This is a genomic window from Variovorax sp. MPBD4-3, assembly GCF_058809745.1.
In genome coordinates this window covers 71,030-96,151 of record NZ_JBXASW010000013.1, presented here as the reverse complement: position 1 = coordinate 96,151, position 25,122 = coordinate 71,030, and the positions used below count along the sequence as shown (strand labels likewise).

Sequence of the window (25,122 nt, the reverse complement as noted above, 5' to 3'; positions counted from 1 at the left end):
AGCGCCGCTTGCCCCCATCCCAGCCTTCCCCCGGGAGGGGAAGGAGCAAAAACGCTCGGCTATCCTCGCCGGGTGAATTCGTTCGTCATCTCCTCGCTTCTTCCCGTCGTCCTGCTCATCGCCGCGGGCTACCTTGCCGGAAGGCGCCGCTGGATCGGCGGCAACGCGGTGAAGGACCTGTCGAACCTCATCTTCCTGCTGCTCGCGCCCGCGCTGCTGTTCCGCGCCATGAGCACGGTGCACGTCGAGCAGCTGAGCCTCAAGCCGGTGGCGGCGTACTTCATCGCCTCGGGCCTGCTGTTCGCGGGCACGATGGCGCTGCGCGGCTTCAATCGCACGGCCGCCGTGATCGCTCTGGCCAACACCTACAGCAACACCGTGATGATCGGCATCGCGCTGATCGGCCTGGCCTACGGCGAGGACGGCATGGTGGTGTTGCTCACCCTCATTTCGTTGCACTCGCTGGTGCTGCTGACCAGCGCCACGGTGGTGCTGGAGCTGGCGGTGGCGCGCGAGCACGCAGCCGACGGCGGCGCGCAGAAACATTCGATGGCGCGCACCGTGCTGCGCGCGCTGCGCAACGCCATCATCCATCCGGTGCCGCTGCCGATCCTGGCCGGGCTGCTGTTCGCGCAGACCGGACTCGTGATGCCCGAGGTCATCGACAAGCCGATCCAACTGCTGGGGCAGGCCTTCGGACCGGTGGCGCTGGTGATGGTGGGCATCACGCTCGCGCTCACGCCCATCGGGCGGCACTGGCGCGGCGCGCTGACGCAGGCGCTGGTGAAGAACCTGCTGCACCCGCTACTGGTGGCCGCGATCGGCTGGGCGCTGGGTGTGCGCGGCATTCCGCTCACGGTGATGGTGGTGGCCGCGGCGCTGCCGATCGGCGCCAACGTGTTCCTGTTCTCGCAGCGCTATCGCACCGCCGAAGACCTGGTGACGGCCAGCGTCGCGGTGTCGACGGTGCTGGCCCTCGGCACGCTCACGCTGGTGATGGTCTGGGTGCAGTGGCTGCCCTGAAGCACGGCCTGGCGATGCGGCTCAGGGCGCGAGACGCTCGCGCACCCAGTCCGCGCCTTCGAGCCGGTAGCGCAGCCGGTCGTGCAACCGGCTCTTGCGGCCCTGCCAGAACTCCCAGCGATCAGGGACCAGCCGGTAGCCGCCCCAATGCGGCGGGCGCGGCGGCGATAGCAGGTGCTTGGCGGCGAACAGGGCCGCGTTCTTCACCAGCACGTCGCGTCCGCTGATCACCTCGCTCTGCGGGCTGGCCCAGGCGCCGATGCGCGAATCGAGCGGGCGGCTGGCGAAGTAGGCGTCGCTCTCGTCGGCGCCGGCCTTCTCGACGCGGCCCTCGATGCGCACCACGCGCTCCAGCTCGACCCAATGGAATTGCAGCGCCGCATACGGGTTGCCCGACAGCTCTCGGCCCTTGCGGCTCTCGTAGTTGGTGTACCAGACGATGCCGCGCGCGTCGTAACCCTTGATGAGCACGATGCGGCTCGACGGCCGCAGGTCGCTGCCCACGGTGCACAGCGTCATGGCATTGGGCTCGGGCACCTGCGCGTCGATGGCCTCGGTGAGCCAGCGTTCGAACTGCTTCAGCGGATCGCCTTCGCTGTGGGCCTCGCCGAGCTCGGCGCGCTCGTAGCTCTTGCGCAGCGCGGCCAGCGCGTCATTGGAAAGAGGGGAAGTCATGACGGGATTGTTGCGCACATACTCCGCCCATGACGACCAACAAGGTGAATTCCCCGGTGGTGATCGTGCTGGCCTCGGGCCGCGGCGAACGCTTCATCGCGGCCGGCGGCACGGGCTCCAAGCTTCAGGCGCCGCTGGCCGGCAAGCCGGTGCTGGCCCGCACGCTGGACGCGGTGCGTGCCAGCGGACTGCCGTGGCACCTGGAAGATGCCGGGCACCCCGGCATGGGCGATTCGATCGCGGCGGCGGTGCGGGCCACGCCCGATGCCGCCGGCTGGCTGATCCTGCCGGGCGACCTGCCGCTGGTGCGGGCTGAAACACTGCAAGCGGTGGCGGCCGCGCTGGGCACCGGCGTGGGGGCGGTGCAGCCGCAATATCGCGGAGAGCGCGGCCACCCGGTCGGCTTCGGGGCCGCCTGCCATGCGCAGCTCGCGGCGCTGGAAGGGCCCCTTGGCGCATCGTCCGTTCTGCGCGCGATGCGCGCGGCGGATTCGGTGCTCGACCTGCCGGTGGACGACATCGGCGTGGTGACCGACATCGACACGCCAGAGGCCCTGGCGCACGCCGAGGCGCTCTGGCTCGCCGGGCCGGGCAGGCTCAGCGCGTGATCACTGCGCAGGCGATGCGCGGACCGGAATTGCCCGAAGGCTGGGTCGTGAAGTCGTCGCGGTCGCGGTGAACGACGAGCGCGCGGCCGATCACGTTGTTGGGGGTGCCGTCGGTCAGCGAGATCGAGTGGTCTTCCACGCTGAAGCGCGCCACGCCGCCGGCGTCGGCCACCAGGCTCGGCAGTTCGCCGGCATGGCTGCCCGGCGCGGCGAACTTGCCGTGCGTGGCGCCTGTGGGGTTGAAGTGGCCGCCGGAGGCATCGCCGTTGTTGCCGCAGTCGCCCTTTTCGTGGATGTGGAAGCCGTGCTCGCTGCCCGGCGCCAGGCCGCGCACCTCGCCCGACACGCGCACGCCGTGGTCCAGCGCGGTGAAGGTCACCGTGCCGCGGGTCGGGTTGGGCGTGATCGCGCCGGTCGGCACCAGCTCCACGACCGTGCTGGGCTTGCCGCCCATGCTGCCGCAGGCTGCGAGTACGGCGCTGGCGGCCAGGGCGGCGGCAATGGCGGAGAGACGACGATGGTTCATGTGTTTTCCTTGGACGGTCCGGAAGAGGGGTGGGATGGTTTGTCTGCAGACCCCGGAACATATACCGGAGCCTGCGGCGCGCCGCAATCGGCGGCGGACTGCTCTTGCTGCTCTTGCTGCTCTTGTGCCGCGGCCAGCGCCACCAGCCGGGCCAGCGCCGCGTCGTGGATGGCGTGGCGGCGCAGTTCCGCCAGCGTCTGCCGGGCATAGTCGAGCGAACTGCCGTAGCGCCCCACCGCGTTGGCGAAGATGTGGCGGTAGTGGTCGTCGCTGAGTTCGCCCGTGAAGTTGGGGCTGCGCCGCGACAGCGTGAACGCCAGCGCCCGCACCGGGCCTTCGGCCGTGCCGCAGCGCAGCCACTTGGGGTCGTACACGCCGGTCGGCATTTCGCGCAGCCAGAGCCGTCGCAGGGTCTCGAGCCCTTCGGCCTTCGGCACCCGGAACACCATGCCCCGCACGCTGCCGCCCGAGAGCAGGCCGAACACGAGGCCGGGCACCTGCACGCTGCCGCGGTTGACCCGGCTCCACATCTTCAGCGCCCGGTGCCAGCCGCGCACCCAGGCCGGGCGCCGCTCGATGAAGTCGAACTCGGGCCGCCAGATCAGCGAGCCGTAGCCGAACAGCCACAGATCCTCATGCCCGCCCCAGTCGGCGATGGCGCGTTCGAGCATCGGTTGCGGGTCGCGCAGGGGCTTGGGCATGGGGTCGAGTCCCGGCGGACCGGGATTTGGCGCCGGGTCCGACACGGGCGTGCCGCGGGCGGAGCCTACAATTTCGTGATCATGGTTCACCGCACCATTATTTACCGTCCCCTTTCCTACGGAGCAAGACCCGCAATGAGCGACGACGACAGCCAGCAAAATTTCATCCTCGGCTTCCTGATGGCGTTGATCGCTCTCGTGATCTTCTTCGTGATCGGCATCGTGCTCTGGCACAAGTCGCACAACCCGGCCGCCGCGCTGGCCGCCGCCAAGCCGCCGGCGGTGGTGATCTCGGCGCCTGCGCCCGGCGCGGAGCCCAAGCTGGCCGAAGTGACCGAGACGGTGACGGTCACGATCCCCGACGGCGCCAGCATTCGCGTGGTCAACGGTGTGGTGAACTTCTACTTCGCAACCGGCAGCGCCGATCTGGCGCCCGGCGCCGCCGAGGCGCTGGCCGCGGTCATCAAGGGCGTGGAAAGCGGCCGCAAGGCGGTGATCTCCGGCTTCCACGACACCACCGGCGACGCTGCCATCAACGAACAGCTCGCCAGGAAGCGGGCCGAAATGGTGCGCGACGTGCTCGTGGGCCTGGGCGTTCCGGCCGCCAAGGTCGACCTGCACAAGCCCGAAGTCACCGCCGGTACCGGCAACAACGCGGAAGCGCGCCGCGTCGAGGTCAAGCTGGTCGACTGACCGCCTTGCCACCCTCGCAAGCCAAAAATAGCCCGGTCCGCCGGGCTTTTTTCATGCGCGCCGCCTCGTGGGGCATGACTGAGTAAATTCGTATCGCCCGGCGTCCTGATTTCATCAGCCCGCGGCGCCCGGCTTGGTACCATGGGCCTCCAGGCCCACAGTCGCCCCGGCGACACGCAGCAAGAGCCACTATCCCCATGAGCAGCAGCACACACCCCACCGTCCGCGACGTCACCGATCGCATCCGCGAGCGCAGCCATGGGCCGCGCAGCGCCTACCTCGCCCAGCTGGCCGAGATCCGCAACCGAGACCGCGGCTCCGACCGCATGGGCTGCGCCAACGTGGCGCACGCCGTGGCCGGCATTCCGGCCAACGACAAATTCCGCGTGGTGGCCGAGCGCGCACCCAACATCGGCATCGTCACCGCCTACAACGACATGCTCTCGGCTCACGCGCCGTACCAGGGCTACCCCGACATCATCAAGCAGGAGGCCCGCCGCCTCGGCGCCACCGCCCAGGTGGCCGGCGGCGTGCCGGCCATGTGCGACGGCGTCACGCAGGGCACGCCCGGCATGGAGCTTAGCCTGTTCAGCCGCGACGTGATCGCCATGGGCACCGCCATCGCGCTCACGCACGACATGTTCGACGCCGCGCTGATGCTCGGCGTGTGCGACAAGATCGTGCCGGGCCTCCTGATCGGCGCCTTGCACTTCGGCCACCTGCCGACCGTGTTCGTGCCCGCCGGTCCCATGCCCTCGGGCCTGTCGAACGGCGCCAAGTCGAAGGTGCGTGAGCAGGCGGCGCAGGGGCTCGTCGGCCGCCAGGGGCTGCTCGACGCCGAAATGGCGGCCTATCACACGCAGGGCACCTGCACCTTCTACGGCACCGCCAACAGCAACCAGATGCTGCTCGAGGCCATGGGCCTGCACGTGCCCGGCACGGCCTTCATCCAGCCCGGCGACGCGATGCGCGAAACGCTCACGCGCGAGGCGGTGCGCACGGTGCTCGGCAAGGCAGGCGAGGCTGCCTACCAGTGCCCGCCCATCGGCGAGATGGTCGACGAGCGCTGCATCGTCAACGCCATGGTCGCGCTGCTGGCCACGGGCGGCTCCACCAACCACCTGATCCACTGGGTGGCCGTGGCGCGCGCGGCCGGCATCGTGATCGACTGGGACGACTTCTCCAGGCTCTCCGACATCATTCCGCTGCTGACCCGCGTGTACCCAAACGGCAGCGCCGACGTGAACGAATTCCAGGCGGCCGGCGGCCCCGGCTTTGTGATCGGCGAACTGGTGGACGCCGGCCTGATGCACGGCGACGTGCTCACCGTGCGCGCCGGCGGCATCCGCGAATTCGCCAACGTCCCCGAGCTTGACGGCGAACAGCTGCGCTGGACCTCCGCCGCACCTTCGAAGAACGACGCCGTCGCGCGGCCGGTGAGCAGCCCTTTCAGCGCCACCGGCGGCCTGAAGCTGCTGAGCGGCAACCTGGGCCGCAGCGTCATCAAGGTGTCGTCGGTGCCGGACGACCGCCATGTCATCGAAGCACCCGCGCGGGTGTTCGACTCGCAGGCGGCGCTGCACAAGGCCTTCACCGCCGGCGAGCTTGAGCGCGACGTGGTCTGCGTGGTGCGCTGGCAGGGCCCGCAGGCCAACGGCATGCCCGAGCTTCACAAGCTCACGCCGCCGCTGTCGGTGCTGCAGGGCAAGGGATTCCGCGTGGCGCTGGTCACCGACGGCCGCATGAGCGGCGCGTCGGGCAAGATTCCCGCCGCCATCCACGTGTCACCCGAAGCGGCCGCCGGCGGCCCGCTCGCCAAGGTGCGCGACGGCGACGTGATCCGGCTGGACTCGCTGGCGGGTACGCTCGCCGTGTTGCTGCCCGAAGACGAATGGGCCGCGCGCGAAATCGCGACGCTGCCCGAAGCACAGCGCCTCGCCGACGGACGCGGCCTCGGCCGCGAACTGTTCGCCGGCATGCGCAGAAACGCATTGACTGCAGAAGAAGGAGCCTGCTCATGGCTGTGATCAGGCTCGCCCCCAGGCTGCGCGCACTTCGTGTCGCTTCGCCTTCCCCCTACCGGGGGCAACACCAGCGGCCCGGCAAAGCCGGTTCCGCGGTGTTTCTGGAATCGAGCCCTGCGCAGTTCCAGGCTGCGGGCTGTACGAAATCTATGGAGCCATGAGATGACAGACAAACTCACCCCTCTCGACGTGATGCGTGACGCACCCGTCATCCCGGTCATCGTGCTGAACGACGTGAAAGACGCGATTCCGCTCGCGCGCGCCCTGGTGGCCGGCGGCATCCGCATGCTCGAGGTCACGCTGCGCACGCCGCAGGCGCTGCAGTGCATCGAGGCCATCGCCAAGGAAGTGCCCGAGGCCGTGGCCGGCGCGGGCACCATCCGCAGCGCGGCCGATGCACAGGCGTCGGCGCTGGCCGGGGCAAAGTTCGGCGTGAGCCCGGGCTACACGCGCTCCGTCGGCAAGGCCTGCCACGACCTCGGCCTGCCGCTCCTGCCTGGCGTGGCCACCGGCAGCGAGATCATGACCGCGCAGGAAGACGGCTACACCCAGCTGAAGTTCTTCCCCGCGCTGCAGGCGGGCGGCCTGCCGATGCTGAAGGCCTGGCAAGGCCCGTTCGGCGACGTCACCTTCTGCCCAACGGGCGGCATCCACGCGGGCAACGCGGCGGAGTTCCTCGCGCTGTCGAACGTGGCCTGCGTGGGCGGTTCGTGGATCGTGCCGACCGACGCCATCCGCGACGGCGACTGGGCCCGCATCGAGCAGCTGGCACGCGCCGCGAGCCAGCTGCCGCGCTGACCATGCGCGCCGGGTTCGACGCGAGCGACCTCAAGGTCATCGCGTTCGACGTCTTCGGCACGGTGGTCGACTGGCACAGCGGCATTGTGGTCGAGGCCGAGAGCGCGCTGCCGGGTGTCGATGGCGCCGCGTTCGCGCTGGCGTGGCGCGCGGGCTACCAGCCCGCGATGAAGGCCGTGATGGAGCGCATCGCCGCGGGCGAGGGCGGCTTCACCCTGCTCGACGAGCTGCACCTGAGCATGCTCGAACAGGTGCTGCACGACTTCAGCCTGGCCGAGCGCCTCGACACCGCCGCCAAGCGCGAACTGAGCCGCGCGTGGCACCGGCTGCCGGCCTGGCACGACGCGGTGGCCGGACTCACGCGCCTGAAGAAGAAATTCACCATCTGCACCCTGTCGAACGGCAACATCGGCCTGCTCACCGAAATGGCCAAGCGCGCCGGGCTGCCCTGGGACTGCGTGCTGTCGGCCGAGGTGTTCAAGGCCTACAAGCCCGACCCGCGCACCTACCTGGGCGTGGCGGGCGTGTTCGACGCCACGCCCGGCCAGGTGATGCTGGCCGCGGCGCACCACGACGACCTGGCCGCCGCGCGCACCTGCGGCCTGAAGACGGCGTACATCGAGCGCCCGCATGAGTTCGGCCGCGCCAGGCCGAAGGACGTGTCGCCGCAGCCGGACAACCATCTGCATGCGCGCGACATCAACGAGCTGGCCGACCTGCTGGGCTGCTGATCAGTCCGCGAGCAGCTTCTCGACCGTGCGCAGGTTGCGCGCGGTGGTGCTCGACTTGTAGCGGGTCTTCGCCAGCAGCTTGGCGACCGGCGTGTCGGTGCTTTCGCCGCGCGGGCATTCCCAGTACAGCACGCCCTTGCCGCGCTTCAGGCGCTCGACCTTGGCATCGACGGTGCCGGCCTTCTCGACGATCTCGTCGAGCATGGCGGCGTCGGAGCCGAACACCAGGTACGGATGCCGCTCGTCGTCGATGCGTTCGAAGGGGTAGTCCGCGGCCATGGCTGCCATGGTCTTCTGCGTGAGCAGCACGATCCATGCGTCGTAGCCGAAGCGCTTGCGCAGGGCCTGCTCGATGCGGGTGCGCAATGCGTCGCCGTCGCTTTCGTCGGTGTCGAACAGCACATTGCCGCTGGCGAGCACGGTGCGCACCGCGCCGAAGCCCAGTTCGACGAACAGCGCCTTCAGTTCGGCGCTCTTGATCGTGATGCCGTTGACGTTCACGCCGCGCAGCAGCGCGACATGGCGAGTCGTGCCTGTGGCCTTCTTCGTGCCTGGCATGGCGCAGCTACGCCCGCGTTCAGCGCAGGCCGCCGCCGGCGGCGCCTTCGTCGCGCTGGATCAGCTCGATCTTGTAGCCGTCGGGGTCCGTCACGAAGGCGATGACGGTGGTGCCGCCCTTGACGGGGCCGGCTTCGCGCGTGACGTTGCCGCCCGCCGCCTTGATTTTTTCGCAGGCCGCGTAGGCGTCGGGCACGCCGAGCGCGATGTGGCCGTAGGCGGTGCCGAGTTCGTAGCTCTCGGTGCCCCAGTTGTAGGTCAGCTCGATCTCTGCCTGGTCGGGGTTGCCCTTGCCGTAGCCGATGAAGGCGAGGCTGTATTTGTATTCGGGGTTTTCCGACGTGCGCAGCAGGTTCATGCCGAGCACCTTGGTGTAGAAGTCGATGGAGCGCTGGAGGTTGCCGACGCGCAGCATGGTGTGAAGAAGTCGCATCTCGTGGTGCCTTGTAGTCATGAAGGGGGAGGCCGCTATTGTCGGCCTCCGCGCGCGGCGATCAAGCCGCCAGGGTCAGCAGGTGGGCCTGGTGCTTGCGCAGGAAGGCCATGAGGTGCTGCGGGTACTCGGGCACCACCGCATCGCGCACGCTGGGGCGGGCCGCGAGTGCCTGCCGCCATGCGTTGAGCCTGGGCTTGCCGTCGAACACGCGCGAGTCGCTGATCGTGTCGAACACCTCGAAGTAGCGGAAAACCGGCGCGAACACCGCGTCGACCAGGCTGAAACTGCTGCCCGCGAAATAGGGGCCGTCGCCGAGCGTGGCTTCCAAGCGTTCGAACTTCGCTGCTAGTGCAAGGCGCTTCTGCTCGAACACGGCGGCGTCCTGAGTGGTCTCGTAGCCCCAGAGGTCGGCGAGGATGGCCGATCCGAACTCCATCCAAGCGCGGTGTTCGGCACGCGCGAGCGGGTCTTCGGGGTGCAGGCGCGCGCCGGGCTGCGTTTCTTCGAGGTACTCGCAGATCACGTTGCTCTCGAACAGCACGGCCTCGGAGCCGTCGGGCCGGCGCACCTTCAGCAGCGGCACCTTGCCCAGCGGCGAGATGTCGAGAAACCACCGGGGCTTGTTCGCGAGGTCGATCACGACGCGCTCGAAGGGCACGCCTTTTTCATGCAGCGCGATGGCGGCGCGCTGGACATACGGGCACAGCAGGTGGCTGACGAGTGTGAGTGTCGGGGACATGGGGCTTTCCGTTCTCGAAGAGGTGTTTCGGCTCGCCGCGATTCTTGCGGGGCCGAGCAACCTTTTCCCGAAAAGCCCATTCGAGAAAAGACGCCCTTGTGCTAAGCCACCGCGGTGCCTTGCCAGTGCGTGATGCGCCCGCCGTGCATCACGCCGATGCGGTCGGCCATGGCCTGCGCCTCGGCCTCGTTGTGCGTGACCAGGATCGCCGTCTGGCCCGCCTGTTTCAGGATGCCGCGCACCTGTGCCGTCAGGCGTTCGCGCGTGCCGCCGTCGAGGTTGGAGAAAGGTTCGTCGAGCAGCAGCAGGGCGGGCGAGGGCGCGAGCGCGCGGGCCAGCGCGATGCGTTGCTGCTGGCCGCCGGAAAGCTCGTGCGGATAGCGCTCCGCCGCGTCTGCCAGGCCGACCAGCGCAAGCATTTCGGCCACGCGCTCATGTTGCGCGGCGCGAGGCATGCGGCGCAACCCGAAGGCCACGTTCTTCGCGGCCGACAGGTGCGGGAACAGCGCGTACTCCTGGAACATCATGCCCACGCGGCGCTGCTCCGGCGGCAGATGAACCTGGCTGGACGACAGCAGCACGCTGCCCAGCCGGATGGTGCCGGCGCGCACCGGCTCGAAGCCCGCAATCGCGCGCAGCACCGTGGTCTTGCCGCAGCCCGAGGGGCCGAACAGGCAGGCGATTTCGCCCGCGTCCAGCGCGAGCGAGAAGCCGTCGACCACCGTGTGCGGGCCGCGCGGCGTGTCGTAGGCGAGGCTGAGCGAATCGAGGTGCAGCGAAGAACTCATGGGGCATCCGGACTGAAAGTGGCAGCGGGCGTACCCAGTTGGTTGCGCGCCAGCAGCACCACCGGCAGAAGGCCGGCCAGCACGATGCCGAGCGCGGCAATCGCGCCTTCCTCGTAGGTGCCGCGCGCGGCCTCGGCGTAGAGCCAGGTGGCGAGGGTGTCGAAATTGGCGGGCCGCAGCAGCAGCGTGGCGGGCAATTCCTTCATCGCATCGACGAACACCAGCAGCGCGCCGGCCGCGAGCGCGGGGCGCAGCAGCGGCAGGTGCACGCGGCGCAGCGTGCCACCCGTGGTTTCGCCGAGCAGCCGCGAGGCCTGCTCGATGGCCGGAGGAATACGCGAAAGACCCGCCTCGATGCCGCCCACCGGCATCGCCAGGAAACGGATCGTGCAGGCCACCACCAGCACCACGCCAGCGGCCATCAGCGGCAGGCCCTGCCAGCCGAAGGCGGTGGCCAGCGCCGCGTCGAGGGTCAGCGCGGGCGTCAGCAGCCCGATGGCGAGCACCGTTCCCGGCACCGCATAGCCCAGCGTGGCGACGCGCGCCTGCCAGCGCGCACGGTTGATGCCGGAGCCCTGCGTGCGCGCGGTCCATGCGACCACCAGCCCCGCGGCCACGGCCGTCACGGTGACGCCCGCCGCCAGCGCCAGCGTGTTGCCCAGGCTCGCGAGCAGCCCCTGCGAGATACCGCCGCCCTGGCGCAACCGCTTGGCGCTTTCCCAGACGAGGTACAGCGCCGGGGCCACGAAGCCGATCAGCACCGGCAGCGCGGCGGCGGCGGTCGCAGCCCATGCCGCGGCCCCGCGCAGACGGCGTGGCTGCACGGCGCGCATGCGCTGCGCAGAGCCGAAGCGCTGGTGCCGCCGGCCGTTGCGTTCGAGCCAGACCAGCGCCACCACCATGAACAGCATGGCGCATGCGATCTGCGCGGCGCCTGCGAGGTCGGAGCGCGTGATCCACGTGGTGTAGACCGCCACGGTGAGCGTGTTGACGCCGAGGAACTCCGAGGCGCCGATGTCGTTGAGCGTCTCGAGCAGTGCCAGGCTCAGGCCCACGGCCAGCGCCGGCCGTGCGAGCGGCAGCGCCACGCGGAAGAATGCGCCGCGCCGGTTCTCGCCGAGCATGCGCGCGGCTTCCATCAGGTGGGCCGGCTGCGTCATGAACATCGCGCGCGCCGTCATGTAGACGTAGGGGTACAGCACGAAGCCCAGCACGAAGATAGCGCCGGGCATCGAGCGCAGGTCCGGCAGGCGGAACTGGCGCGGGCTGTCGAAGCCCAGTATCCATCGAATGGCGCCCTGCACCGGGCCGATGGGATGCAGCAGGTCGAGGTAGGCGAAGGCGACGATGTAGGTCGGCATCGCCAGCGGCAGCAGCAGCGCCCAGTGCAGCACACCGCGCCCGGGAAAGTCGTGCGCCGTGACCAGCCATGCGCAGCCGGTGCCGATCAGCAGCACCAGCGTGCCGACGCCGGCCAGCAGCAAGGCCGTGTTGAGCGCCGCCTGCGGCAGCACGTGCGCGAGCAGCGGCCCCCAATGCCCGACGCCCGAGCCGAACGCGATCCACGCGAGCGAGACCACCGGGGCCAGCACGCCGATGGCGATCAGGAAAGACGCGCAGCGCCAGGCCGGGCCCGCGGCGTGCAGGCCCGGCGGCCGGCGCCGCAGGAAGCTCATTCAGTCAATTGCCGGCAAGGATTGCCCGGCTCCGTCGAAGTCACTGGTCGAAGCCGACCTTGTCGACCAGCGCGCTGGCCTGCTTGCGGTGCTTGGCGATCTCGGTCAGCGGCAGCGGATCGACCTTCAGCTCGCCGATGGTCTGGCCGATGATCGGGTCGAGCGCCACGCCCTTGCGCACCGGGTATTCGTAGTTGGCCTGCGCGTAGAGCGCCTGGGCCGGCTCCGACACCAGGAACTCGAGCAGCTTGACCGCGTTGGCGCGCTGCGGCGCATTCCTGGCCACGGCAGCGCCGCTGATGTTGACGTGCGTGCCGCCGCTCCCGGCGTTGGCGAAGGTCGGGCGGATGACCTTGATGGCGTCGCCCCACTTGCGCGCGTCGGTGCCTTCCTTGGCGCTCTTCATCTGGCCGACGTAGTAGGAGTTGGCCAGGCCGACGTCGCAGATGCCGCCCAGGATGTCGCGCGCCACGTCGCGGTCGCCGCCGGTGGCCTTGCGCGCCAGGTTGGCCTTGACGCCGCGCAGCCACTGCTCGGCCTTGGCTTCGCCGTCGTGCGCGATCAGCGAGGCGACCAGCGCGGTGTTGTACGGGTGCTGGCCGGCGCGGATGCAGACCTTGCCCTTGTACTTCGGGTCGGCCAGGTCTTCGTAGCGGAAGCTCTTGATCGGCAGGCTCTTGTCGGCGTACAGCACGCGCGCGCGCATCGAGAGCGAGAACCACTGGCCGTCCGCGCCGCGCAGGTTGGCGGGAATGGCCGATTCGAGCGCGGCCGACTTCACAGGCTGCGTCACGCCGCCGTCCACCAGGTCCATGAGGTTGCCGATGTCCACCGTCATCAGCACGTCGGCCGGCGAGCGCGCGCCTTCGGCCTTCACGCGTTCCAGCAGGCCGTCCTTCACGAACACGGTGTTGACCTTGATGTTGCTCTGCGCACTGAAGGCCGAGATGAGCGGCTGGATCAGCGCCGGCTCGCGCGTCGTGTAGAGCGTGAGTTCGTCGGTCGCGGCTTGCGCGGGCAGGGCGGCAACGGCCAGCCAGGCGGCGCCGGCGCTGAACAGTGCGCGCGCGGCGCGGCCTCGGACGCTTTTGCGTTCGGTGAACATGAAGAAATCCTCCGGGAAGCGGCTGTGAAATATTCTGGAAACGTCGGCGCCTGTTGCTTCGGCAACGGCGGCGATGAGAATAATTATCACTGGGCGTACGAAGGCCGACGCCTTTGGACTTACAGGTCGAAGGCCTACTCCGCTTCCGGGCGGGTCGGGTCAGCGCGCCGGCGGGATCTCGAACACCAGGCAGGTGGTGGTGGCGTGCGCATACAGCGTGCCGTCGGGGCCGTACAGGCGGGCCTCGGCGGTGGCCAACTGCTTGCCGCAATGGATCACCTTGCCTTCGGCGCGCACGCGCTGCACCTTGGGCGTCAGGCCCTTCACGTAGTTCACGCCCAGCTCGGCGGTCGTGTAGCCGCGCCCGGGCGGCATCATGGTGTGCACCGAGCAGCCCAGGGCGGAGTCGAGCATGGTCGCGACCCAGCCGCCGTGGATGGTGCCCAGCGGATTCAGGTGCTGCGGCAGCGGCGTGCCCTGGAAGATGGCCACGCCGGCGCGCACTTCCACGATCGTGAAGTCCAGCGTCTTGGCGATGGCCGCGTACGGAATCTCGCCGGCCAGCATGGCCTGCATCACTTCGAGGCCGGTCTTGCCCGCGATCTGCTCGGGGCGGGCGAGGCCGGGACCGGGGCCGGCGTCCAGGCGCTCGGTGATGCGGCGTTCTTCGGCGATCCAGCCTTCGAGCTGGTTGGGGTTCTGTGTCATGCCTGTGTTCCTTCTGGGGGCTTTGCGGAGCGGTGTTGATTGCATATGCAATAGTTGCACATACAATAATATCCCATGGACACCCCCACCAAGCCCCGCGGCTGCACCAGCTTCAAGGTGCGCCAGCTGTCGCGCCGCCTCTCGCAGCACTACGACGCCGAGGTTTCGCAAAGCGGCCTCAAGACCACGCAGTACTCGCTGCTGTCGAACCTGGCCCGCATCGGCCCCTGCCGGCCGGTCGACCTGGCTGCCGAACTCAAGATGACCGCCTCCACGCTCAGCCGCAACCTGCAGCCGCTGATCGCCGCGGGGTTCGTGGCGCAGACCGCCGGTGCCGATGCGCGCAGCCGGCTGGTGCAGGTCACGCCAGAGGGCGAAGCCAAGCGGCGCGAGGCGCTGGGCCACTGGAAGACCGCGCAGCAGAAGCTCAATGCGCTGCTGGGCGTGGAGCGCGTGCTGGCGCTGCACCTGCTGATCGACGAGTCGATGGAACTGCTGGGCGCCGACGACGCACCCGACGCCGACGACTGATTCCCCCACCCACCGCTTTTTCCCCACGCATTCACATCACGCGCATGGCCGCGCGCTGCCCCCGTTTTTTTCTTCGTCCTCTACATCGCATTCCAACATCCGAGGTCCCATGTTCGCAACCCAAGTTTCCGCATGGCTGCAGCGCCGCGGCATCCACTACGGCTGGATCGTCGCCGCCATCACCTTCCTGACCATGCTGACCATGTCGGCCGCGCTGGGCCTGCCGGGGGCCATGCTCAAGCCGCTCGGCCAGGAATTCGGCTGGAGCACCGAGCAGATCTCGTCGGCGCTCGCGCTGCGCTTCGCGCTGTTCGGCCTCATGGGCCCGTTCGCTGCGGTGCTCATGGAGCGCTACGGCCTGCGCGCGGTCATCTGCACCGGCCTCGCGCTGGTCGGCCTGGGGATGGCGCTCGTCACCATGGCTTCGCAGCTGTGGCAGCTGTTCGTGCTGTGGAGCCTGATGCTGGGCCTGGGCACCGGCATGACCGCGCTGGTGCTCGGCGCGGTGGTGGCCAACCGCTGGTTCGTGGCGCGGCGCGGCCTCGTCATCGGCATGCTCACGGCCAGCTCGGCCACGGGGCAGCTGGCGTTCCTGCCGTTCGCGGCCTGGATGATCGAGCACTGGGGCTGGCGCTCGGCCATCGTGCCGATCGTGATCGGCAGCATCCTCATCGGCCTGCTCGCGCTGTGCCTGATGCGCAACCGGCCGTCCGACATCGGCCTGCTGCCCTACGGTGAAAAGCCCGGCACGCAGCCGGCCGCGCCGGCTGCCGCCGCGCCCGCCATGAACTTCGCCACGCCGTTCCGCGTGCTGAAGGAAGTCTCGACCAACCGCACCTTCTGGATCCTGGCGGGCACCTTCTTCATCTGCGGCCTGAGCACCAACGGCCTCGTGCAGACGCACTTCATCTCGCTGTGCGGCGACAACGGCATGGGCGCCGTGCCCGCCGCGTCGGTGCTGGCGATGATGGGCGCCTTCGACTTCGTCGGCACCATCCTCTCGGGCTGGCTGTCGGACCGCTACGACAACCGCAAGCTGCTGTTCTGGTACTACGGCCTGCGCGGGCTGTCGCTGTTCTGGCTGCCGCATTCGGAGTTCACCATCTACGGCCTGGGCATCTTCGCGATGTTCTACGGCCTCGACTGGATCGCCACCGTGCCGCCCACCGTCAAGCTCGCGGGCGCCGCCTTCGGCCCCGCCAAGGTGGGGCTGGTGTTCGGCTGGGTCTTTGCCGCGCACCAGCTGGGCGCTGCCACTGCCGCCTACGGCGCCGGCTTCGCACGCACGCTGCTGCTGACCTACACCCCCGCGCTGTACGCAGCCGGCGCGGCCTGCCTGGTGGCCGCGTTGATCGTGATGATGATCCGCCGCCCGGCCGCCAAGGCCGGCACATCCGTGACGCCCGCCGCGGCACGCGCCTGACCCGAACCCATCGAGGCCCCGCCATGACCGCTCCCGGCAACACCGCCGAACTCGACCCGCGCACCCGCCGCCTGCTCGAGGCGCCCATCGTTCCCACGCTGCTGCGCCTGGCCGCGCCCAACGTGCTGGTGATGGTGGCGCAGGCCTCCGTCGGCCTGATCGAAACCTACTTCGTCGGCAAGCTCGGCACCGACGCGCTCGCGGGCATGGCGCTCGTGTTCCCCATCGTCATGCTGATGCAGATGACCTCCAGCGGCGCGATGGGCGGCGGCATCGCCTCGTCCATCGCCCGCGCGCTCGGCGCGCGCCGCCGCGCCGATGCCGATGCGCTGGTGTGGCACGCCATCGTCATCGCGCTGGGCTTCGGCCTGTGCTTCACGCTCGCGCTGATACTGGGCGGGCGCTGGCTCTACGGAATCATGGGCGGCACGGGACCGGCGCTCGAAGCCGCGCTCACTTACTCGCACTGGGTGTTCTCGGGCGCGGTGCTGGTGTGGCTGTTCAACTCGCTGTCGGCCATCATCCGCGGCACCGGCAACATGTCGGTGCCGGCCAACGTGACGGTGGTGGGCGTGGTCTTCCTGATCCCGGCGTCGCCGCTGCTGATCTTCGGCATCGGCCCGCTGCCCGGCATGGGCATCGCCGGCGGCGCGATGGCGCTGCTGCTGTATTACCTGCTGGGCTCCATCGCGCTCATCGTCTACCTGCGTTCGCCGCGCAGCCTGCTGCGGCCCACGCTGGCCGCGCTCAAGCTGCGCTGGCCGCTGTTCCGCGACATCCTGCGCATCGGGCTGGTGGGCGCGGTGTCCACCGTGGCCACCAATCTTTCCATCGGCATCGCGACCGCGCTCACCGGGCATTTCGGCTCGGGCGCGCTGGCCGGCTACGGCACGGCCTCGCGGCTCGAGTATCTGCTGGTGCCGCTGGTGTTCGGCCTCGGCGCACCGCTGGTCGCGATGGTCGGCACCTGCATGGGGGCGGGCCAGCGCGAACGCGCGCTGCGCGCCACCTGGGCCGGCGCGGCGCTGGCCTTTGCGTTGACCGAGACCATCGGCCTCGCGGCGGCGCTGTTCCCGCGTCCGTGGCTGCTGCTGTTCGGCAATGACCCTGCAATGCTCGAGACCGGCGCGCACTACCTGCGCGTGGTGGGGCCGCTCTACGGCTTCTTCGGCGTCGGGCTGGTGCTGTATTTCGCATCACAGGGCGCGGGCCGGCTGCTGTGGCCGGTGCTCGGCAACATCGCGCGGCTCGCGGTGGCCGGCGCGGGCGGGTGGCTGGCGCTGCGCTGGGGCGGCGGGCTCACGGGCGTGTTCGCGGCGCAAGGCGTTGCGCTGGTGGTGTACGGCATCGTGATCGCATCGGCCATCGCGGGCGGTGCGTGGTTTGGCCGGGTGGGCTGGCCGCGCACCACCAGCGGCCTGCTGCGCCGCGTGGCGCAGGCTTGAAGCGAAGCCGCAATTTCTTCTGACGATTCTCAACACAAAGGCACATCATGCAGATCAAGGACTCGGTCGTCTTCATCACTGGCGCCAATCGCGGCCTCGGCCTCGCCTTTGCGAAGGCGGCGCTGGCCGCGGGCGCGCGCAAGGTCTACGGCGCGGCGCGCGACCCCAGCTCCGTCACGCTGCCCGGCGTGACGCCTGTGGCGCTCGACGTGACGCAGCCCGCGCAGATCGAGGCGGCCGTGCGCGCCTGCGGCGATGTATCGCTGCTGGTCAACAATGCGGGCATTTCGCGCGGCTCCAGCCTGCTGGGTTCGCCCGATGCAATGGCTGCGGCACGCGCGGAATTCGAAACGAATTTCTTCGGTCCCTGGGCGATGACGCAGGCCTTCGCGCCGGTGCTCGCGGCCAACGGCGGCGGTGCGGTGGTCAACGTGCTGTCGGCCCTGAGCTGGACCACCTTCCCGAGCGTGGCGACCTACAGTGCCACCAAGTCGGCCGCATGGTCGCTGAGCAACGGCCTGCGCAACGAACTGGCGGGGCAGGGCACGCAGGTCACGAGCCTGCACGTGGCTTTCATGGACACCGACATGGCCGCGCACGTGCCCGGTGCCAAGGCCTCGCCCGACGACGTCGCTAGGCAGGCCCTGGAGGGCGTGGAGGCGGGCAAGGCAGAAGTGCTGGCCGACGCGGTCTCCCGGCAGCTCAAGCAGGGCCTGTCGAGCGATGCGCCGCCCTATGCGGCGGCGCCTGCCCGATAAGGGCTCGGGCCCTTAGTAGCGATACGGATTGTTCGGCCGGCGGTCGTACCGGTTGGGCACCCCGTCGCCGTCGTTGTCGCGGCGACCATGGCGGCGGTCGTCCCAGCGGCGGTCGCGGTAGTAGCGGTCATTGCCGTGGTAGTGCCGCGGGGCGTGGTAGTAACGCGGCGGCGGCGGCGGTGCGTAGTAGCGCGGGCGCGGCGGCGGTGGCGGCACCACGTAGACCTGCGCCTGGATGAAGCTGCCGGCGGGCTGTGCCTGGGCCGGTGCGGTGAATGCGGCCAGCGACAACAAGGCTGCCGCACCGAATGCCAAAGTAAGCTTTTTCATCTCTGATCCCCACTTGTGTTTTCGAAGCCTCATCCTCGCGGCCCAGTGTGAAGTTCTTGTAAGGCTGGAGCGAAATCGGATGAAGAGCTGTAAGCCCGTGCGCGTAGGACGCGGCGCGAGCTGGACACAATTTTGAAGCAGATTTGCGCCGCGGATCACCTCCGCGGGCAGGCCTTCGGCCCCATGGCCCGTAGGCCGGACGCTCAGCCGCGCGGCGCCGGCAGCATGCGGCGCAGCGCCTCGAAGAACAGGTCCGACTGTTCGCGTTCGCCCTGGATCTGTGCCGCCACGTGCGCGGCCAGCTTCGCATCGACCGGCGCCAGCGGGCGGCCAGTCGATTGCGCGATCACCTGGTGCAGGCAGGCGCGCTCGAGGTAGTAGAGATCGTCATAGGCGTGGGCGATAGTGCCTCCCGCCACGATCACGCCGTGGTTCGCCAGGAAGGCCACGTCCTTGCCCGACATGGCGCGGGCGATGCGCTCGCCCTCGGCATCGTCGAGCGCCAGGCCGTTGTATTCGGCGTCGATGGCGATGCGGTTCATGTAGCGCATCGCGTTCTGGCTCGAGGTCGGGTCGAGCGCGCGGTCGACCGTGATCGTGAGCGCCGTCGCGTAGGGCATGTGGCAATGCAGCACCACCGCATGGCCCGTGAGCCGGTGCACCGCGCCGTGGATGAACAGGGCGGTGGGCTCCACGCGGTGGCGGCCGGCGAGCACTTCGCCGTGCACGTCGATGAGCACGATGTCGTCCGGGCCGATCTCGCTCCAGTGCAGGCCGCGCGGGTTGATGAGGTAGCGGTCCTGCGCGCCCGGCAGCATCACGCTGAAGTGGTTGCAGACGCCCTCGGAAAGCCCGTGGTGCGCGGCGGCGCGAAGGGCCAGCGAGAGGTCTTCGCGCAGCTTGCGGACCGCGGGGCTGGCGTAGTCGGAATCGGCGGACATCGTGGGGGTTTCTCCTGGTTCTTGTGGGTTGGCCGGGGGTCAGGCGTGGATCACTCCGGTCCAGGCCGCGATGAATTTCTTCGCGTCTTCGCGCACCGCCGTGGCCTGCTTGCCCGGCTTGTAGAGCGCGGAGCCGATGCCGAAGCCGGCCGCGCCGCCCGCCCGCCATTCGGCCATGTTCATGGGCGTGATGCCGCCCACGGGCATCACCGGCGTGCCGGCCGGCAGCACCGCCAGCAGCGCCTTCACCACGGCGGGCGAGGCCAGCTCGGCCGGGAACAGCTTGAGCCCGGTGGCGCCGGCCGCCAGCGCGCCGAAGGCCTCGGTGGGCGTCATCACGCCCGGCAGGCAGACCATGCCGAGCCGCGCGGCTTCGGCGATGACATCGGCGTTGTAGTTGGGCGAGACGATCAGCTCGCCGCCGGCCGCGTGCACGTCGCGCACCTGCTGGGCGCCGAGCACCGTGCCGGCGCCGACCAGCGCCTGCGGAAAGCGCTTGCGCATCAGCGCGATGCTCTCCAGCGGTTGCGGCGAGTTGAGCGGCACTTCGAGCAGCCGGAAGCCGGGCTCGACGATGGCGTCGCCGACGTCCGCCGCTTCCGCTGGCGTGAGGCCGCGCAATATCGCCACCAGGGGCAGCTCGCGCATCGCGGCGTTGAATTTTTCGAGGGGAGTGGTCATGCGGCTGCAGTTCCGTCGGTGTCGAGAAAGCCGGACAGCGCGTGCAGTCCGGCCCAGGTGGCTTCTGCGCCCAGCGTGCGCGTGGTGACGCCGGTGGCGCGCAGCGCGAGCGTGTAGCGCTGGGTGAGGGTGGGCGATCCGATCAGCACCACTTCGCCGACCGCCTGCAACGACTGCGTGCGCAGCTCTTCGCCTATGAGCAGGCCAGAGAGATAGCTTGCAAGCTCCTGCTTCGGCATGCGCTCGAACAGCGCCAGCGTGCGCGCGCCGAAGGCGTTGTGCAGCAGGCCGTGGCCGTTCTCCGAGCGGGTCACGCCTTCCAGGAAAGCGGCTTCGTCGAGCGGCGCAGCGGCGTCGAGCGTGCGGGCGAGGATCGAGTGCTGGCTCAGCAATGCATAGAACTCGCCCGTCATGTAGGTGCGAAAGCCCGCCACGCGGCCCTTCCTGACCGTGGCCCACTTGTTGTGGGTGCCGGGCAGCACGAAGACGCCGTCGTCCAGTCCGGTGATCGACATGGCGCCGAAGATCTGCACTTCTTCTCCGCGCATCACGTCGGGCACGCCGTCATGCTCGTCGCTCAGGCCGGGAACGATCGCGATACGCGTGCCGGGAATGGCGTGGATGTCGATGATCTTGCGGCCCACTTCGACGCGGCCCGCGGGGCAGGCGCAGTAGGGGGCCTCGACCCAGCCCTGCTTGCTGCCGGCCATGCCCGAGATGAGGCAGCGGGTGCCCTCGGCTCGCATCCAGTCGCTGAACAGCGTCTCGAAGACTTCGGGAAAACCGCCTTCAGGCACGGTGAGGATGCCGCGCGCGTCGCTGCGTTCTTCCAGCACCTTGCCGTCGGTATCCAGCAAGGCGCCGCGCAGGGAGCTCGTGCCCCAGTCGATGGCTACCAGTCTCTTCATTTGTCCTTGTCTGTCTTGTCGTGTTTTGGTTCAGGGCGTGCGCACAGGCAACCGGGTACTCCCCGCAGCGAAATAAAGGAGGAGGGGCGAAGCCCCGGGGGACATTCGCGGAGCAAGGCACCCCGTCGGCGCGATCGCACCCCGAACAGCAACCGGCCTGAATCCTAGTGGCTAGTGATTGTCGCGCGGCACGAAAGACCCGCGACGCCCACGCAGGAAAGCAAGGTCGGCCCCTTGGTCGGCCTGCAGCACCGTGTCGACATACAGCTTCCAGTACCCCGAATCCAGCGGTGCCTTGGGCGCAACCCATTTCTCGCGCCGCTTCGCCAGCTCTTCGTCGCTCACATGCAGATGCAGCCTGCGGTTCGGCACGTCGAGTTCGACGATGTCGCCGTCCTGCACCAACGCCAGCGGTCCGCCGGCCGCGGCCTCGGGTGCCGTGTGCAGCACCACCGTGCCGTAGGCCGTGCCGCTCATGCGTGCGTCGCTGATGCGGACCATGTCGGTGATGCCCTTGCGCAGCACCTTCGGCGGCAGCGGCATGTTGCCTGCCTCGGCCATGCCGGGGTAGCCCTTGGGGCCGCAGTTCTTCAGCACCATGACGCAGTGCTCGTCGATGTCCAGGTTCTCGTCGTCGATGCGCTTGTGCAGGTCTTCGGCGCTCTCGAACACCACCGCGCGGCCCTTGTGCACCAGCAGCTCCGGCGTGGCCGCGCTGGGCTTGATGATCGCGCCGTTGGGCGCGAGGTTGCCGCGCAGCACGCAGATGCCGGCCTTGTCCTTGAAGGGCTCGGCCTGGGTGCGGATGACCTGCGGGTTGAAGTTCTCGGCGTCCTTCACGTTCTCCCACAGGCTCTGGCCGGTGACGGTGAGAACATCCTTGTGCAGGTGGTCGGCGATTTCCTTGATCACCACCGGCAGGCCGCCCGCGTAGCAGAAGTCTTCCATCAGGTATTGGCCCGACGGCTGCAGGTTCACCAGGCAAGGCAGCTCGGCGGCAAGGCGGTCGAAGTCGTCGAGCGTGAGCTCGACACCCATGCGGCCCGCAATGGCCAGCAGATGGATCACGAAGTTGGTGGAGCCGCCGATGGCCGCGTTGACCTTGATCGCGTTCTCGATGGCCTCGCGCGTGAGGATCTTCGACATGTTCATGTCTTCATGCACCATGCCGACGATGCGCCGGCCCGCCTGCCGCGCGAGCACGTTGCGGCGGCCGTCCACGGCGGGGTAGGCCGCATTGCCCGGCAGGCCGATGCCCAGCGACTCGACCATGCTGGCCATGGTGCTCGCGGTACCCATCGTCATGCAGTGGCCGTGGCTGCGGTGCATGCAGCTCTCGGCCTCGAAGAACTCCTGCAGCTTGAGCGTGCCGGCGCGCACCTGCTCGCTCATCTGCCACACGCCGGTTCCCGAGCCGAGCTCCTGTCCGCGCCACTTGCCCGAAAGCATCGGGCCGCCCGACACGCCGATGGTCGGCAGGTCGACGCTGGCGGCGCCCATCATGAGCGCGGGCGTGGTCTTGTCGCAGCCCATGAGCAGCACCACGCCGTCGAGCGGGTTGCCGCGAATGCTTTCTTCCACGTCCATGCTCGCGAGGTTGCGATACAGCATGGCGGTGGGCCGCAGCAGCGTTTCGCCGAGCGACATCACCGGGAACTCGAGCGGGAAGCCGCCTGCTTCGTACACGCCGATCTTCACCTGCTCGGCGAGCGTGCGGAAGTGCGAGTTGCAGGGCGTGAGTTCGCTGAACGTGTTGCAGATGCCGATGACCGGCCGACCGTCGAACTGGTCGTGCGGCACGCCCTTGCCTTTCATCCAGCTTCTGTAGATGAAGCCGTCGCGGTCGTTGCGGCCGAACCATTGCTGGCTGCGAAGTTCGCCGGGTTTCTTCTTGGGGATCGTGCTCATGGGGTTTGTCTCCGAGTACCGTTTTTGTGGTGACAAACCTCAGGGTTTGTCCTGCCGGGCTGCAGTTTCAATCATCATATGATAAGCGCGGAGAGCCTGCCAGAGCCTCTGTTTTTTGGATTGGCGGGATACCGGAATTCACATCGCTCATGATCAAGAACATCCACGGTCGAACGCTCGAGCTGCTCGGTGAAGCCGTGGTGTCGGGGCGTTACGCCATCGGTGCGTCGATCCCCGCGGAGCCCGTGCTGGGCGAGGAACTCGGTGTGAGCCGCACCGTGGTGCGCGAGGCCATCAAGTCGCTGGCGGCCAAGGGCTTGATCGTCACCGGCCCGAAGGTCGGCACGCGCGTGCTGCCCAAGGACAAGTGGAACTGGTTCGACCCCGACGTCATCACCTGGCAGGCGCGCGCCGGCCTCACGCCCGAGTTCCTGCGCGACCTGCAGGACCTGCGCCGCGTGGTCGAGCCCGCGGCCGTGCGGCTTGCCGCCGAACGTGCGAGCGCGAAGGACATCGAGGAGATCGAGGCCGCCTACGCGGGCATGAAAGAGGCCGTGGAGAACGGCGGCGAGTACGTCGCCTTCGACCTGCGCTTTCACAACGGGCTGCTTTCCGCCGCCGGCAACCGCATGCTCTCGCAGATGAGCAAGGTGCTCAACGCGCTGCTTCGCACCAGCTTCGAGATATCGACCACCAAGCCCGACGGTCCCGCGCTGTCGCTGCCGCTGCACCGCGCGGTGCTAGACGCCGTCATCGCGCACGACCCCGCGAAGGCCGAGCTGGCCATCATCCGCCTCATCGACGGCGCGCGGCAGGACATCGAGGACGTGCTCGGCTCGCGCCGCAGGCTGCCGCGCCTGAGCCGGCCGCCGCCCAGGCTCAAGGCCAGCTAGCAGCTTCGGCGCCGACCACGCGTTTTCCCGCAGTTCGCATCCGGTTCTTTCACCCCTGGCTCGCGCCCGAGCCGATTCCACCGAAGAAGAGAAGGAGACAACAAGCATGAAACTCGTCAAATCGCTGATCGCGCCGACGCTGGTCGCGTTGGGCCTCATAGCGGCGGGCAATGCCGCCGCCCAGGAAAAACTCACCGTCTGGTGGGTCAAGGGCTTCTACAAGGCGGAGGACGACGCACTGTTCGCCGCCATCAAGAAGTTCGAGGAGAAGAACAAGAACGTCAAGATCGAGCTGTCGCAGTACCCGATCCAGGACATGATCCCCAAGACCGTGTCCGCGCTCGACTCGGGCAGCCCTCCCGACGTGGCCTACGCCGACGTGTACGACTTCCAGGTCACCGGCAAGTGGGCCTACGACGGCAAGCTCGAGGACATCAGCAGCGTGCTCACGCCCATGAAGGACCGCTTCGCGCCCAACACGCTGGAAACCACGTACCTCTACAACGACCAGACCAAGGCCAAGGCGTACTACGCGTTCCCGATCAAGCAGCAGACGATGCACATCGAGTACTGGCGCGACATGCTGGCCGAGGCCGGCTTCAAGGAGTCGGACATCCCGGCCACCTGGAAAGAGTACTGGTCGTTCTGGTGCGACAAGGTGCAGCCCGCCAGCCGCAGGGAAAGCGGCAAGCGCACCTTCGGCATCGGCCAGCCCATGGGCGTGGATTCGAGCGACGCCTTCTATTCGTTCCTGACCTTCATGGACGCCTACAACGTCAAGCTGGTCGACGACAACGGCAAGCTGCTGGTCGACGATCCGAAGGTGCGCACCGGCCTGATCGGCGCCATGACCGACTACACCGCGCCATACACCAAGGGTTGCACGCCGCCTTCCTCCACCAGCTGGAAGGACCCGGACAACAACGTCGCGTTCCACAACAAGACGACCGTGATGACGCACAACGCGACCATCTCCATTGCAGCCAAGTGGCTCGACGACTCGACCAACGCCTCGCTCACGCCGGAGCAGCGCGAGGAAGCGCGCAAGAACTACACCGAGCGCATCCGCACCGCCGGCTTCCCCAGCAAGCCCGACGGCAGCAAAATGGTCTACCGCACCGCGGTGAAGACCGGCGTGGTGTTCAAGGATGCGAAGAACAAGGCGCGCGCCAAGGAGTTCGTCGCCTTCCTGATGCAGGAGGACAACCTCACGCCGTACGTCGAGGGCTCGCTGGGCCGCTGGTTCCCCGTGACCAAGGCCGCGCAGCAGCGTGACTTCTGGAAGGCCGACCCGCATCGCCTCTCGGTCTACAACCAGTACGCCGCCGGCACCGTGACCTTCGAATTCACCAAGAACTACAAGTTCACCGTGCTGAACAACGAGAACGTCTGGGCCAAGGCCATGAGCCGCGTCGTGACCGACAAGGTGCCGGTGGACAAGGCCGTGGACGAGATGATCGCCCGCATCAAGACGGTGGCGGGTCAGTAGGCCGCGCACGCACGGCACCCGTCAAC

27 protein-coding genes are annotated in these 25,122 nt (G+C 68.7%); 12 read left to right on the top strand and 15 right to left on the bottom strand.

The window, feature by feature from the left end:
• Nucleotides 1–72: 72 nt before the first annotated feature.
• A complete protein-coding gene (locus AC1RVW_RS10880; protein WP_081268007.1) occupies nucleotides 73–1,023 on the top strand; it encodes an AEC family transporter in 951 nt (316 codons plus the stop codon).
• Between the two features lie 21 nt (nucleotides 1,024–1,044).
• Here AC1RVW_RS10880 and pdxH read toward each other — a convergent pair whose 3' ends face one another.
• Nucleotides 1,045–1,698, bottom strand: a complete 654-nt coding sequence (gene pdxH / locus AC1RVW_RS10875) for a pyridoxamine 5'-phosphate oxidase (RefSeq protein WP_493199818.1) — start codon at nucleotides 1,696–1,698, stop codon at nucleotides 1,045–1,047.
• A 29-nt stretch (nucleotides 1,699–1,727) separates the two neighbouring features.
• On the opposite strand from pdxH, the gene AC1RVW_RS10870 reads away from it, so the two are divergent.
• Complete coding sequence (locus AC1RVW_RS10870; RefSeq protein WP_493199816.1) at nucleotides 1,728–2,306, top strand: nucleotidyltransferase family protein; 579 nt, start codon at nucleotides 1,728–1,730, stop codon at nucleotides 2,304–2,306.
• Here AC1RVW_RS10870 and AC1RVW_RS10865 read toward each other — a convergent pair.
• On the bottom strand, nucleotides 2,296–2,832 hold the full coding sequence (locus AC1RVW_RS10865; protein ID WP_493199814.1) for a superoxide dismutase family protein: 537 nt from the start codon (nucleotides 2,830–2,832) through the stop codon (nucleotides 2,296–2,298). The genes AC1RVW_RS10870 and AC1RVW_RS10865 overlap by 11 nt on opposite strands.
• A complete protein-coding gene (locus AC1RVW_RS10860) occupies nucleotides 2,829–3,533 on the bottom strand; it encodes a gamma-glutamylcyclotransferase (protein ID WP_493199812.1) in 705 nt (234 codons plus the stop codon). The genes AC1RVW_RS10865 and AC1RVW_RS10860 overlap by 4 nt, the downstream gene beginning before the upstream one ends.
• A 135-nt stretch (nucleotides 3,534–3,668) precedes the next feature.
• Between AC1RVW_RS10860 and AC1RVW_RS10855 the strand changes: the two genes are divergently transcribed.
• From AC1RVW_RS10855 to AC1RVW_RS10840, 4 genes are all read left to right on the top strand, one after another.
• A complete protein-coding gene (locus AC1RVW_RS10855) occupies nucleotides 3,669–4,226 on the top strand; it encodes an OmpA family protein (protein ID WP_493199810.1) in 558 nt (185 codons plus the stop codon).
• Between the two features lie 197 nt (nucleotides 4,227–4,423).
• Nucleotides 4,424–6,253 (top strand): phosphogluconate dehydratase, encoded by a 1,830-nt coding sequence (edd, locus tag AC1RVW_RS10850; RefSeq protein WP_493199808.1) that lies wholly within the window; start codon nucleotides 4,424–4,426, stop codon nucleotides 6,251–6,253.
• A gap of 159 nt (nucleotides 6,254–6,412) precedes the next feature.
• Nucleotides 6,413–7,048 carry a bifunctional 4-hydroxy-2-oxoglutarate aldolase/2-dehydro-3-deoxy-phosphogluconate aldolase gene (gene eda / locus AC1RVW_RS10845; protein ID WP_409195138.1) on the top strand — a complete coding sequence of 212 codons (636 nt, stop codon included), beginning with the start codon at nucleotides 6,413–6,415 and terminating at the stop codon, nucleotides 7,046–7,048.
• Nucleotides 7,049–7,050: 2 nt separating this feature from the next.
• Nucleotides 7,051–7,779, top strand: a complete 729-nt coding sequence (locus tag AC1RVW_RS10840; RefSeq protein WP_493199806.1) for a haloacid dehalogenase type II — start codon at nucleotides 7,051–7,053, stop codon at nucleotides 7,777–7,779.
• On the opposite strand, the gene AC1RVW_RS10835 is transcribed toward AC1RVW_RS10840, so the two are convergent.
• The 7 genes from AC1RVW_RS10835 to AC1RVW_RS10805 form a co-directional block, all read right to left on the bottom strand.
• On the bottom strand, nucleotides 7,780–8,337 hold the full coding sequence (locus AC1RVW_RS10835) for a DUF1697 domain-containing protein (RefSeq protein ID WP_493199804.1): 558 nt from the start codon (nucleotides 8,335–8,337) through the stop codon (nucleotides 7,780–7,782).
• Nucleotides 8,338–8,356: 19 nt separating this feature from the next.
• Complete coding sequence (gene gloA / locus AC1RVW_RS10830) at nucleotides 8,357–8,770, bottom strand: lactoylglutathione lyase (protein ID WP_081268016.1); 414 nt, start codon at nucleotides 8,768–8,770, stop codon at nucleotides 8,357–8,359.
• Nucleotides 8,771–8,831: 61 nt separating this feature from the next.
• A complete protein-coding gene (locus AC1RVW_RS10825) occupies nucleotides 8,832–9,512 on the bottom strand; it encodes a glutathione S-transferase family protein (RefSeq protein WP_493199802.1) in 681 nt (226 codons plus the stop codon).
• A 101-nt stretch (nucleotides 9,513–9,613) separates the two neighbouring features.
• Nucleotides 9,614–10,300, bottom strand: coding sequence for an ABC transporter ATP-binding protein (locus AC1RVW_RS10820; protein ID WP_493199800.1), 687 nt, complete (start codon nucleotides 10,298–10,300; stop codon nucleotides 9,614–9,616).
• Nucleotides 10,297–11,976, bottom strand: a complete 1,680-nt coding sequence (locus AC1RVW_RS10815; protein WP_493199798.1) for an ABC transporter permease — start codon at nucleotides 11,974–11,976, stop codon at nucleotides 10,297–10,299. Before AC1RVW_RS10815 ends, AC1RVW_RS10820 begins: the two co-directional genes overlap by 4 nt.
• Nucleotides 11,977–12,016: 40 nt before the next feature.
• Nucleotides 12,017–13,081 carry a Fe(3+) ABC transporter substrate-binding protein gene (locus AC1RVW_RS10810; RefSeq protein ID WP_493199796.1) on the bottom strand — a complete coding sequence of 355 codons (1,065 nt, stop codon included), beginning with the start codon at nucleotides 13,079–13,081 and terminating at the stop codon, nucleotides 12,017–12,019.
• Nucleotides 13,082–13,240: 159 nt separating this feature from the next.
• Entirely contained in the window at nucleotides 13,241–13,789 is a 549-nt protein-coding gene (locus AC1RVW_RS10805) for a PaaI family thioesterase (protein WP_106935121.1), read from the bottom strand.
• Between the two features lie 75 nt (nucleotides 13,790–13,864).
• On the opposite strand from AC1RVW_RS10805, the gene AC1RVW_RS10800 reads away from it, so the two are divergent.
• The 4 genes from AC1RVW_RS10800 to AC1RVW_RS10785 all read left to right on the top strand — a co-directional run bounded on the left by AC1RVW_RS10800 (nucleotide 13,865) and on the right by AC1RVW_RS10785 (nucleotide 17,946).
• Nucleotides 13,865–14,320: a MarR family winged helix-turn-helix transcriptional regulator gene (locus AC1RVW_RS10800; protein WP_106935120.1), complete on the top strand. Its 456-nt coding sequence runs from the start codon at nucleotides 13,865–13,867 to the stop codon at nucleotides 14,318–14,320.
• Between the two features lie 109 nt (nucleotides 14,321–14,429).
• The gene (locus AC1RVW_RS10795) at nucleotides 14,430–15,743 is read left to right on the top strand and encodes an MFS transporter (protein ID WP_493199794.1); all 1,314 of its coding nucleotides are present in this window, start codon (nucleotides 14,430–14,432) and stop codon (nucleotides 15,741–15,743) included.
• A gap of 23 nt (nucleotides 15,744–15,766) precedes the next feature.
• Nucleotides 15,767–17,188, top strand: a complete 1,422-nt coding sequence (locus AC1RVW_RS10790) for an MATE family efflux transporter (RefSeq protein ID WP_493199793.1) — start codon at nucleotides 15,767–15,769, stop codon at nucleotides 17,186–17,188.
• Nucleotides 17,189–17,235: 47 nt separating this feature from the next.
• The gene (locus AC1RVW_RS10785; RefSeq protein WP_081268025.1) at nucleotides 17,236–17,946 is read left to right on the top strand and encodes an SDR family oxidoreductase; all 711 of its coding nucleotides are present in this window, start codon (nucleotides 17,236–17,238) and stop codon (nucleotides 17,944–17,946) included.
• 12 nt (nucleotides 17,947–17,958) lie between these two features.
• Here the strand turns inward: AC1RVW_RS10785 and AC1RVW_RS10780 are convergent, their stop codons facing one another.
• The 5 genes from AC1RVW_RS10780 to AC1RVW_RS10760 all read right to left on the bottom strand — a co-directional run bounded on the left by AC1RVW_RS10780 (nucleotide 17,959) and on the right by AC1RVW_RS10760 (nucleotide 22,714).
• Complete coding sequence (locus AC1RVW_RS10780) at nucleotides 17,959–18,276, bottom strand: hypothetical protein (RefSeq protein WP_106935116.1); 318 nt, start codon at nucleotides 18,274–18,276, stop codon at nucleotides 17,959–17,961.
• Between the two features lie 203 nt (nucleotides 18,277–18,479).
• Entirely contained in the window at nucleotides 18,480–19,217 is a 738-nt protein-coding gene (locus AC1RVW_RS10775) for an aldolase (RefSeq protein WP_081268027.1), read from the bottom strand.
• A gap of 39 nt (nucleotides 19,218–19,256) precedes the next feature.
• Nucleotides 19,257–19,898 (bottom strand): 2-dehydro-3-deoxy-6-phosphogalactonate aldolase, encoded by a 642-nt coding sequence (locus AC1RVW_RS10770; protein WP_493199790.1) that lies wholly within the window; start codon nucleotides 19,896–19,898, stop codon nucleotides 19,257–19,259.
• Entirely contained in the window at nucleotides 19,895–20,806 is a 912-nt protein-coding gene (locus AC1RVW_RS10765; RefSeq protein WP_493199788.1) for a 2-dehydro-3-deoxygalactonokinase, read from the bottom strand. The genes AC1RVW_RS10770 and AC1RVW_RS10765 overlap by 4 nt, the downstream gene beginning before the upstream one ends.
• Before the next feature lie 171 nt (nucleotides 20,807–20,977).
• Nucleotides 20,978–22,714 carry an IlvD/Edd family dehydratase gene (locus AC1RVW_RS10760; protein ID WP_493199786.1) on the bottom strand — a complete coding sequence of 579 codons (1,737 nt, stop codon included), beginning with the start codon at nucleotides 22,712–22,714 and terminating at the stop codon, nucleotides 20,978–20,980.
• 149 nt (nucleotides 22,715–22,863) lie between these two features.
• Between AC1RVW_RS10760 and AC1RVW_RS10755 the strand changes: the two genes are divergently transcribed.
• Both AC1RVW_RS10755 and AC1RVW_RS10750 read left to right on the top strand, forming a co-directional pair.
• Nucleotides 22,864–23,607: a FadR/GntR family transcriptional regulator gene (locus AC1RVW_RS10755; RefSeq protein ID WP_081268031.1), complete on the top strand. Its 744-nt coding sequence runs from the start codon at nucleotides 22,864–22,866 to the stop codon at nucleotides 23,605–23,607.
• Between the two features lie 106 nt (nucleotides 23,608–23,713).
• Nucleotides 23,714–25,096, top strand: a complete 1,383-nt coding sequence (locus AC1RVW_RS10750) for an ABC transporter substrate-binding protein (RefSeq protein WP_493199784.1) — start codon at nucleotides 23,714–23,716, stop codon at nucleotides 25,094–25,096.
• The last annotated feature ends 26 nt before the right edge of the window (nucleotides 25,097–25,122 follow it).

What these genes read in the sequence shown, in the direction of transcription:
- pdxH (WP_493199818.1), bottom strand. Translation starts at nt 1,698, where the DNA reads ATGACTTCCCCTCTTTCCAATGACGCGCTGGCCGCGCTGCGCAAGAGC.
- AC1RVW_RS10870 (WP_493199816.1), top strand. Translation starts at nt 1,728, where the DNA reads ATGACGACCAACAAGGTGAATTCCCCGGTGGTGATCGTGCTGGCCTCG.
- AC1RVW_RS10865 (WP_493199814.1), bottom strand. Translation starts at nt 2,832, where the DNA reads ATGAACCATCGTCGTCTCTCCGCCATTGCCGCCGCCCTGGCCGCCAGC.
- AC1RVW_RS10860 (WP_493199812.1), bottom strand. Translation starts at nt 3,533, where the DNA reads ATGCCCAAGCCCCTGCGCGACCCGCAACCGATGCTCGAACGCGCCATC.
- AC1RVW_RS10855 (WP_493199810.1), top strand. Translation starts at nt 3,669, where the DNA reads ATGAGCGACGACGACAGCCAGCAAAATTTCATCCTCGGCTTCCTGATG.
- edd (WP_493199808.1), top strand. Translation starts at nt 4,424, where the DNA reads ATGAGCAGCAGCACACACCCCACCGTCCGCGACGTCACCGATCGCATC.
- eda (WP_409195138.1), top strand. Translation starts at nt 6,413, where the DNA reads ATGACAGACAAACTCACCCCTCTCGACGTGATGCGTGACGCACCCGTC.
- AC1RVW_RS10840 (WP_493199806.1), top strand. Translation starts at nt 7,051, where the DNA reads ATGCGCGCCGGGTTCGACGCGAGCGACCTCAAGGTCATCGCGTTCGAC.
- AC1RVW_RS10835 (WP_493199804.1), bottom strand. Translation starts at nt 8,337, where the DNA reads ATGCCAGGCACGAAGAAGGCCACAGGCACGACTCGCCATGTCGCGCTG.
- gloA (WP_081268016.1), bottom strand. Translation starts at nt 8,770, where the DNA reads ATGCGACTTCTTCACACCATGCTGCGCGTCGGCAACCTCCAGCGCTCC.
- AC1RVW_RS10825 (WP_493199802.1), bottom strand. Translation starts at nt 9,512, where the DNA reads ATGTCCCCGACACTCACACTCGTCAGCCACCTGCTGTGCCCGTATGTC.
- AC1RVW_RS10820 (WP_493199800.1), bottom strand. Translation starts at nt 10,300, where the DNA reads ATGAGTTCTTCGCTGCACCTCGATTCGCTCAGCCTCGCCTACGACACG.
- AC1RVW_RS10815 (WP_493199798.1), bottom strand. Translation starts at nt 11,976, where the DNA reads ATGAGCTTCCTGCGGCGCCGGCCGCCGGGCCTGCACGCCGCGGGCCCG.
- AC1RVW_RS10810 (WP_493199796.1), bottom strand. Translation starts at nt 13,081, where the DNA reads ATGTTCACCGAACGCAAAAGCGTCCGAGGCCGCGCCGCGCGCGCACTG.
- AC1RVW_RS10805 (WP_106935121.1), bottom strand. Translation starts at nt 13,789, where the DNA reads ATGACACAGAACCCCAACCAGCTCGAAGGCTGGATCGCCGAAGAACGC.
- AC1RVW_RS10800 (WP_106935120.1), top strand. Translation starts at nt 13,865, where the DNA reads ATGGACACCCCCACCAAGCCCCGCGGCTGCACCAGCTTCAAGGTGCGC.
- AC1RVW_RS10795 (WP_493199794.1), top strand. Translation starts at nt 14,430, where the DNA reads ATGTTCGCAACCCAAGTTTCCGCATGGCTGCAGCGCCGCGGCATCCAC.
- AC1RVW_RS10790 (WP_493199793.1), top strand. Translation starts at nt 15,767, where the DNA reads ATGACCGCTCCCGGCAACACCGCCGAACTCGACCCGCGCACCCGCCGC.
- AC1RVW_RS10785 (WP_081268025.1), top strand. Translation starts at nt 17,236, where the DNA reads ATGCAGATCAAGGACTCGGTCGTCTTCATCACTGGCGCCAATCGCGGC.
- AC1RVW_RS10780 (WP_106935116.1), bottom strand. Translation starts at nt 18,276, where the DNA reads ATGAAAAAGCTTACTTTGGCATTCGGTGCGGCAGCCTTGTTGTCGCTG.
- AC1RVW_RS10775 (WP_081268027.1), bottom strand. Translation starts at nt 19,217, where the DNA reads ATGTCCGCCGATTCCGACTACGCCAGCCCCGCGGTCCGCAAGCTGCGC.
- AC1RVW_RS10770 (WP_493199790.1), bottom strand. Translation starts at nt 19,898, where the DNA reads ATGACCACTCCCCTCGAAAAATTCAACGCCGCGATGCGCGAGCTGCCC.
- AC1RVW_RS10765 (WP_493199788.1), bottom strand. Translation starts at nt 20,806, where the DNA reads ATGAAGAGACTGGTAGCCATCGACTGGGGCACGAGCTCCCTGCGCGGC.
- AC1RVW_RS10760 (WP_493199786.1), bottom strand. Translation starts at nt 22,714, where the DNA reads ATGAGCACGATCCCCAAGAAGAAACCCGGCGAACTTCGCAGCCAGCAA.
- AC1RVW_RS10755 (WP_081268031.1), top strand. Translation starts at nt 22,864, where the DNA reads ATGATCAAGAACATCCACGGTCGAACGCTCGAGCTGCTCGGTGAAGCC.
- AC1RVW_RS10750 (WP_493199784.1), top strand. Translation starts at nt 23,714, where the DNA reads ATGAAACTCGTCAAATCGCTGATCGCGCCGACGCTGGTCGCGTTGGGC.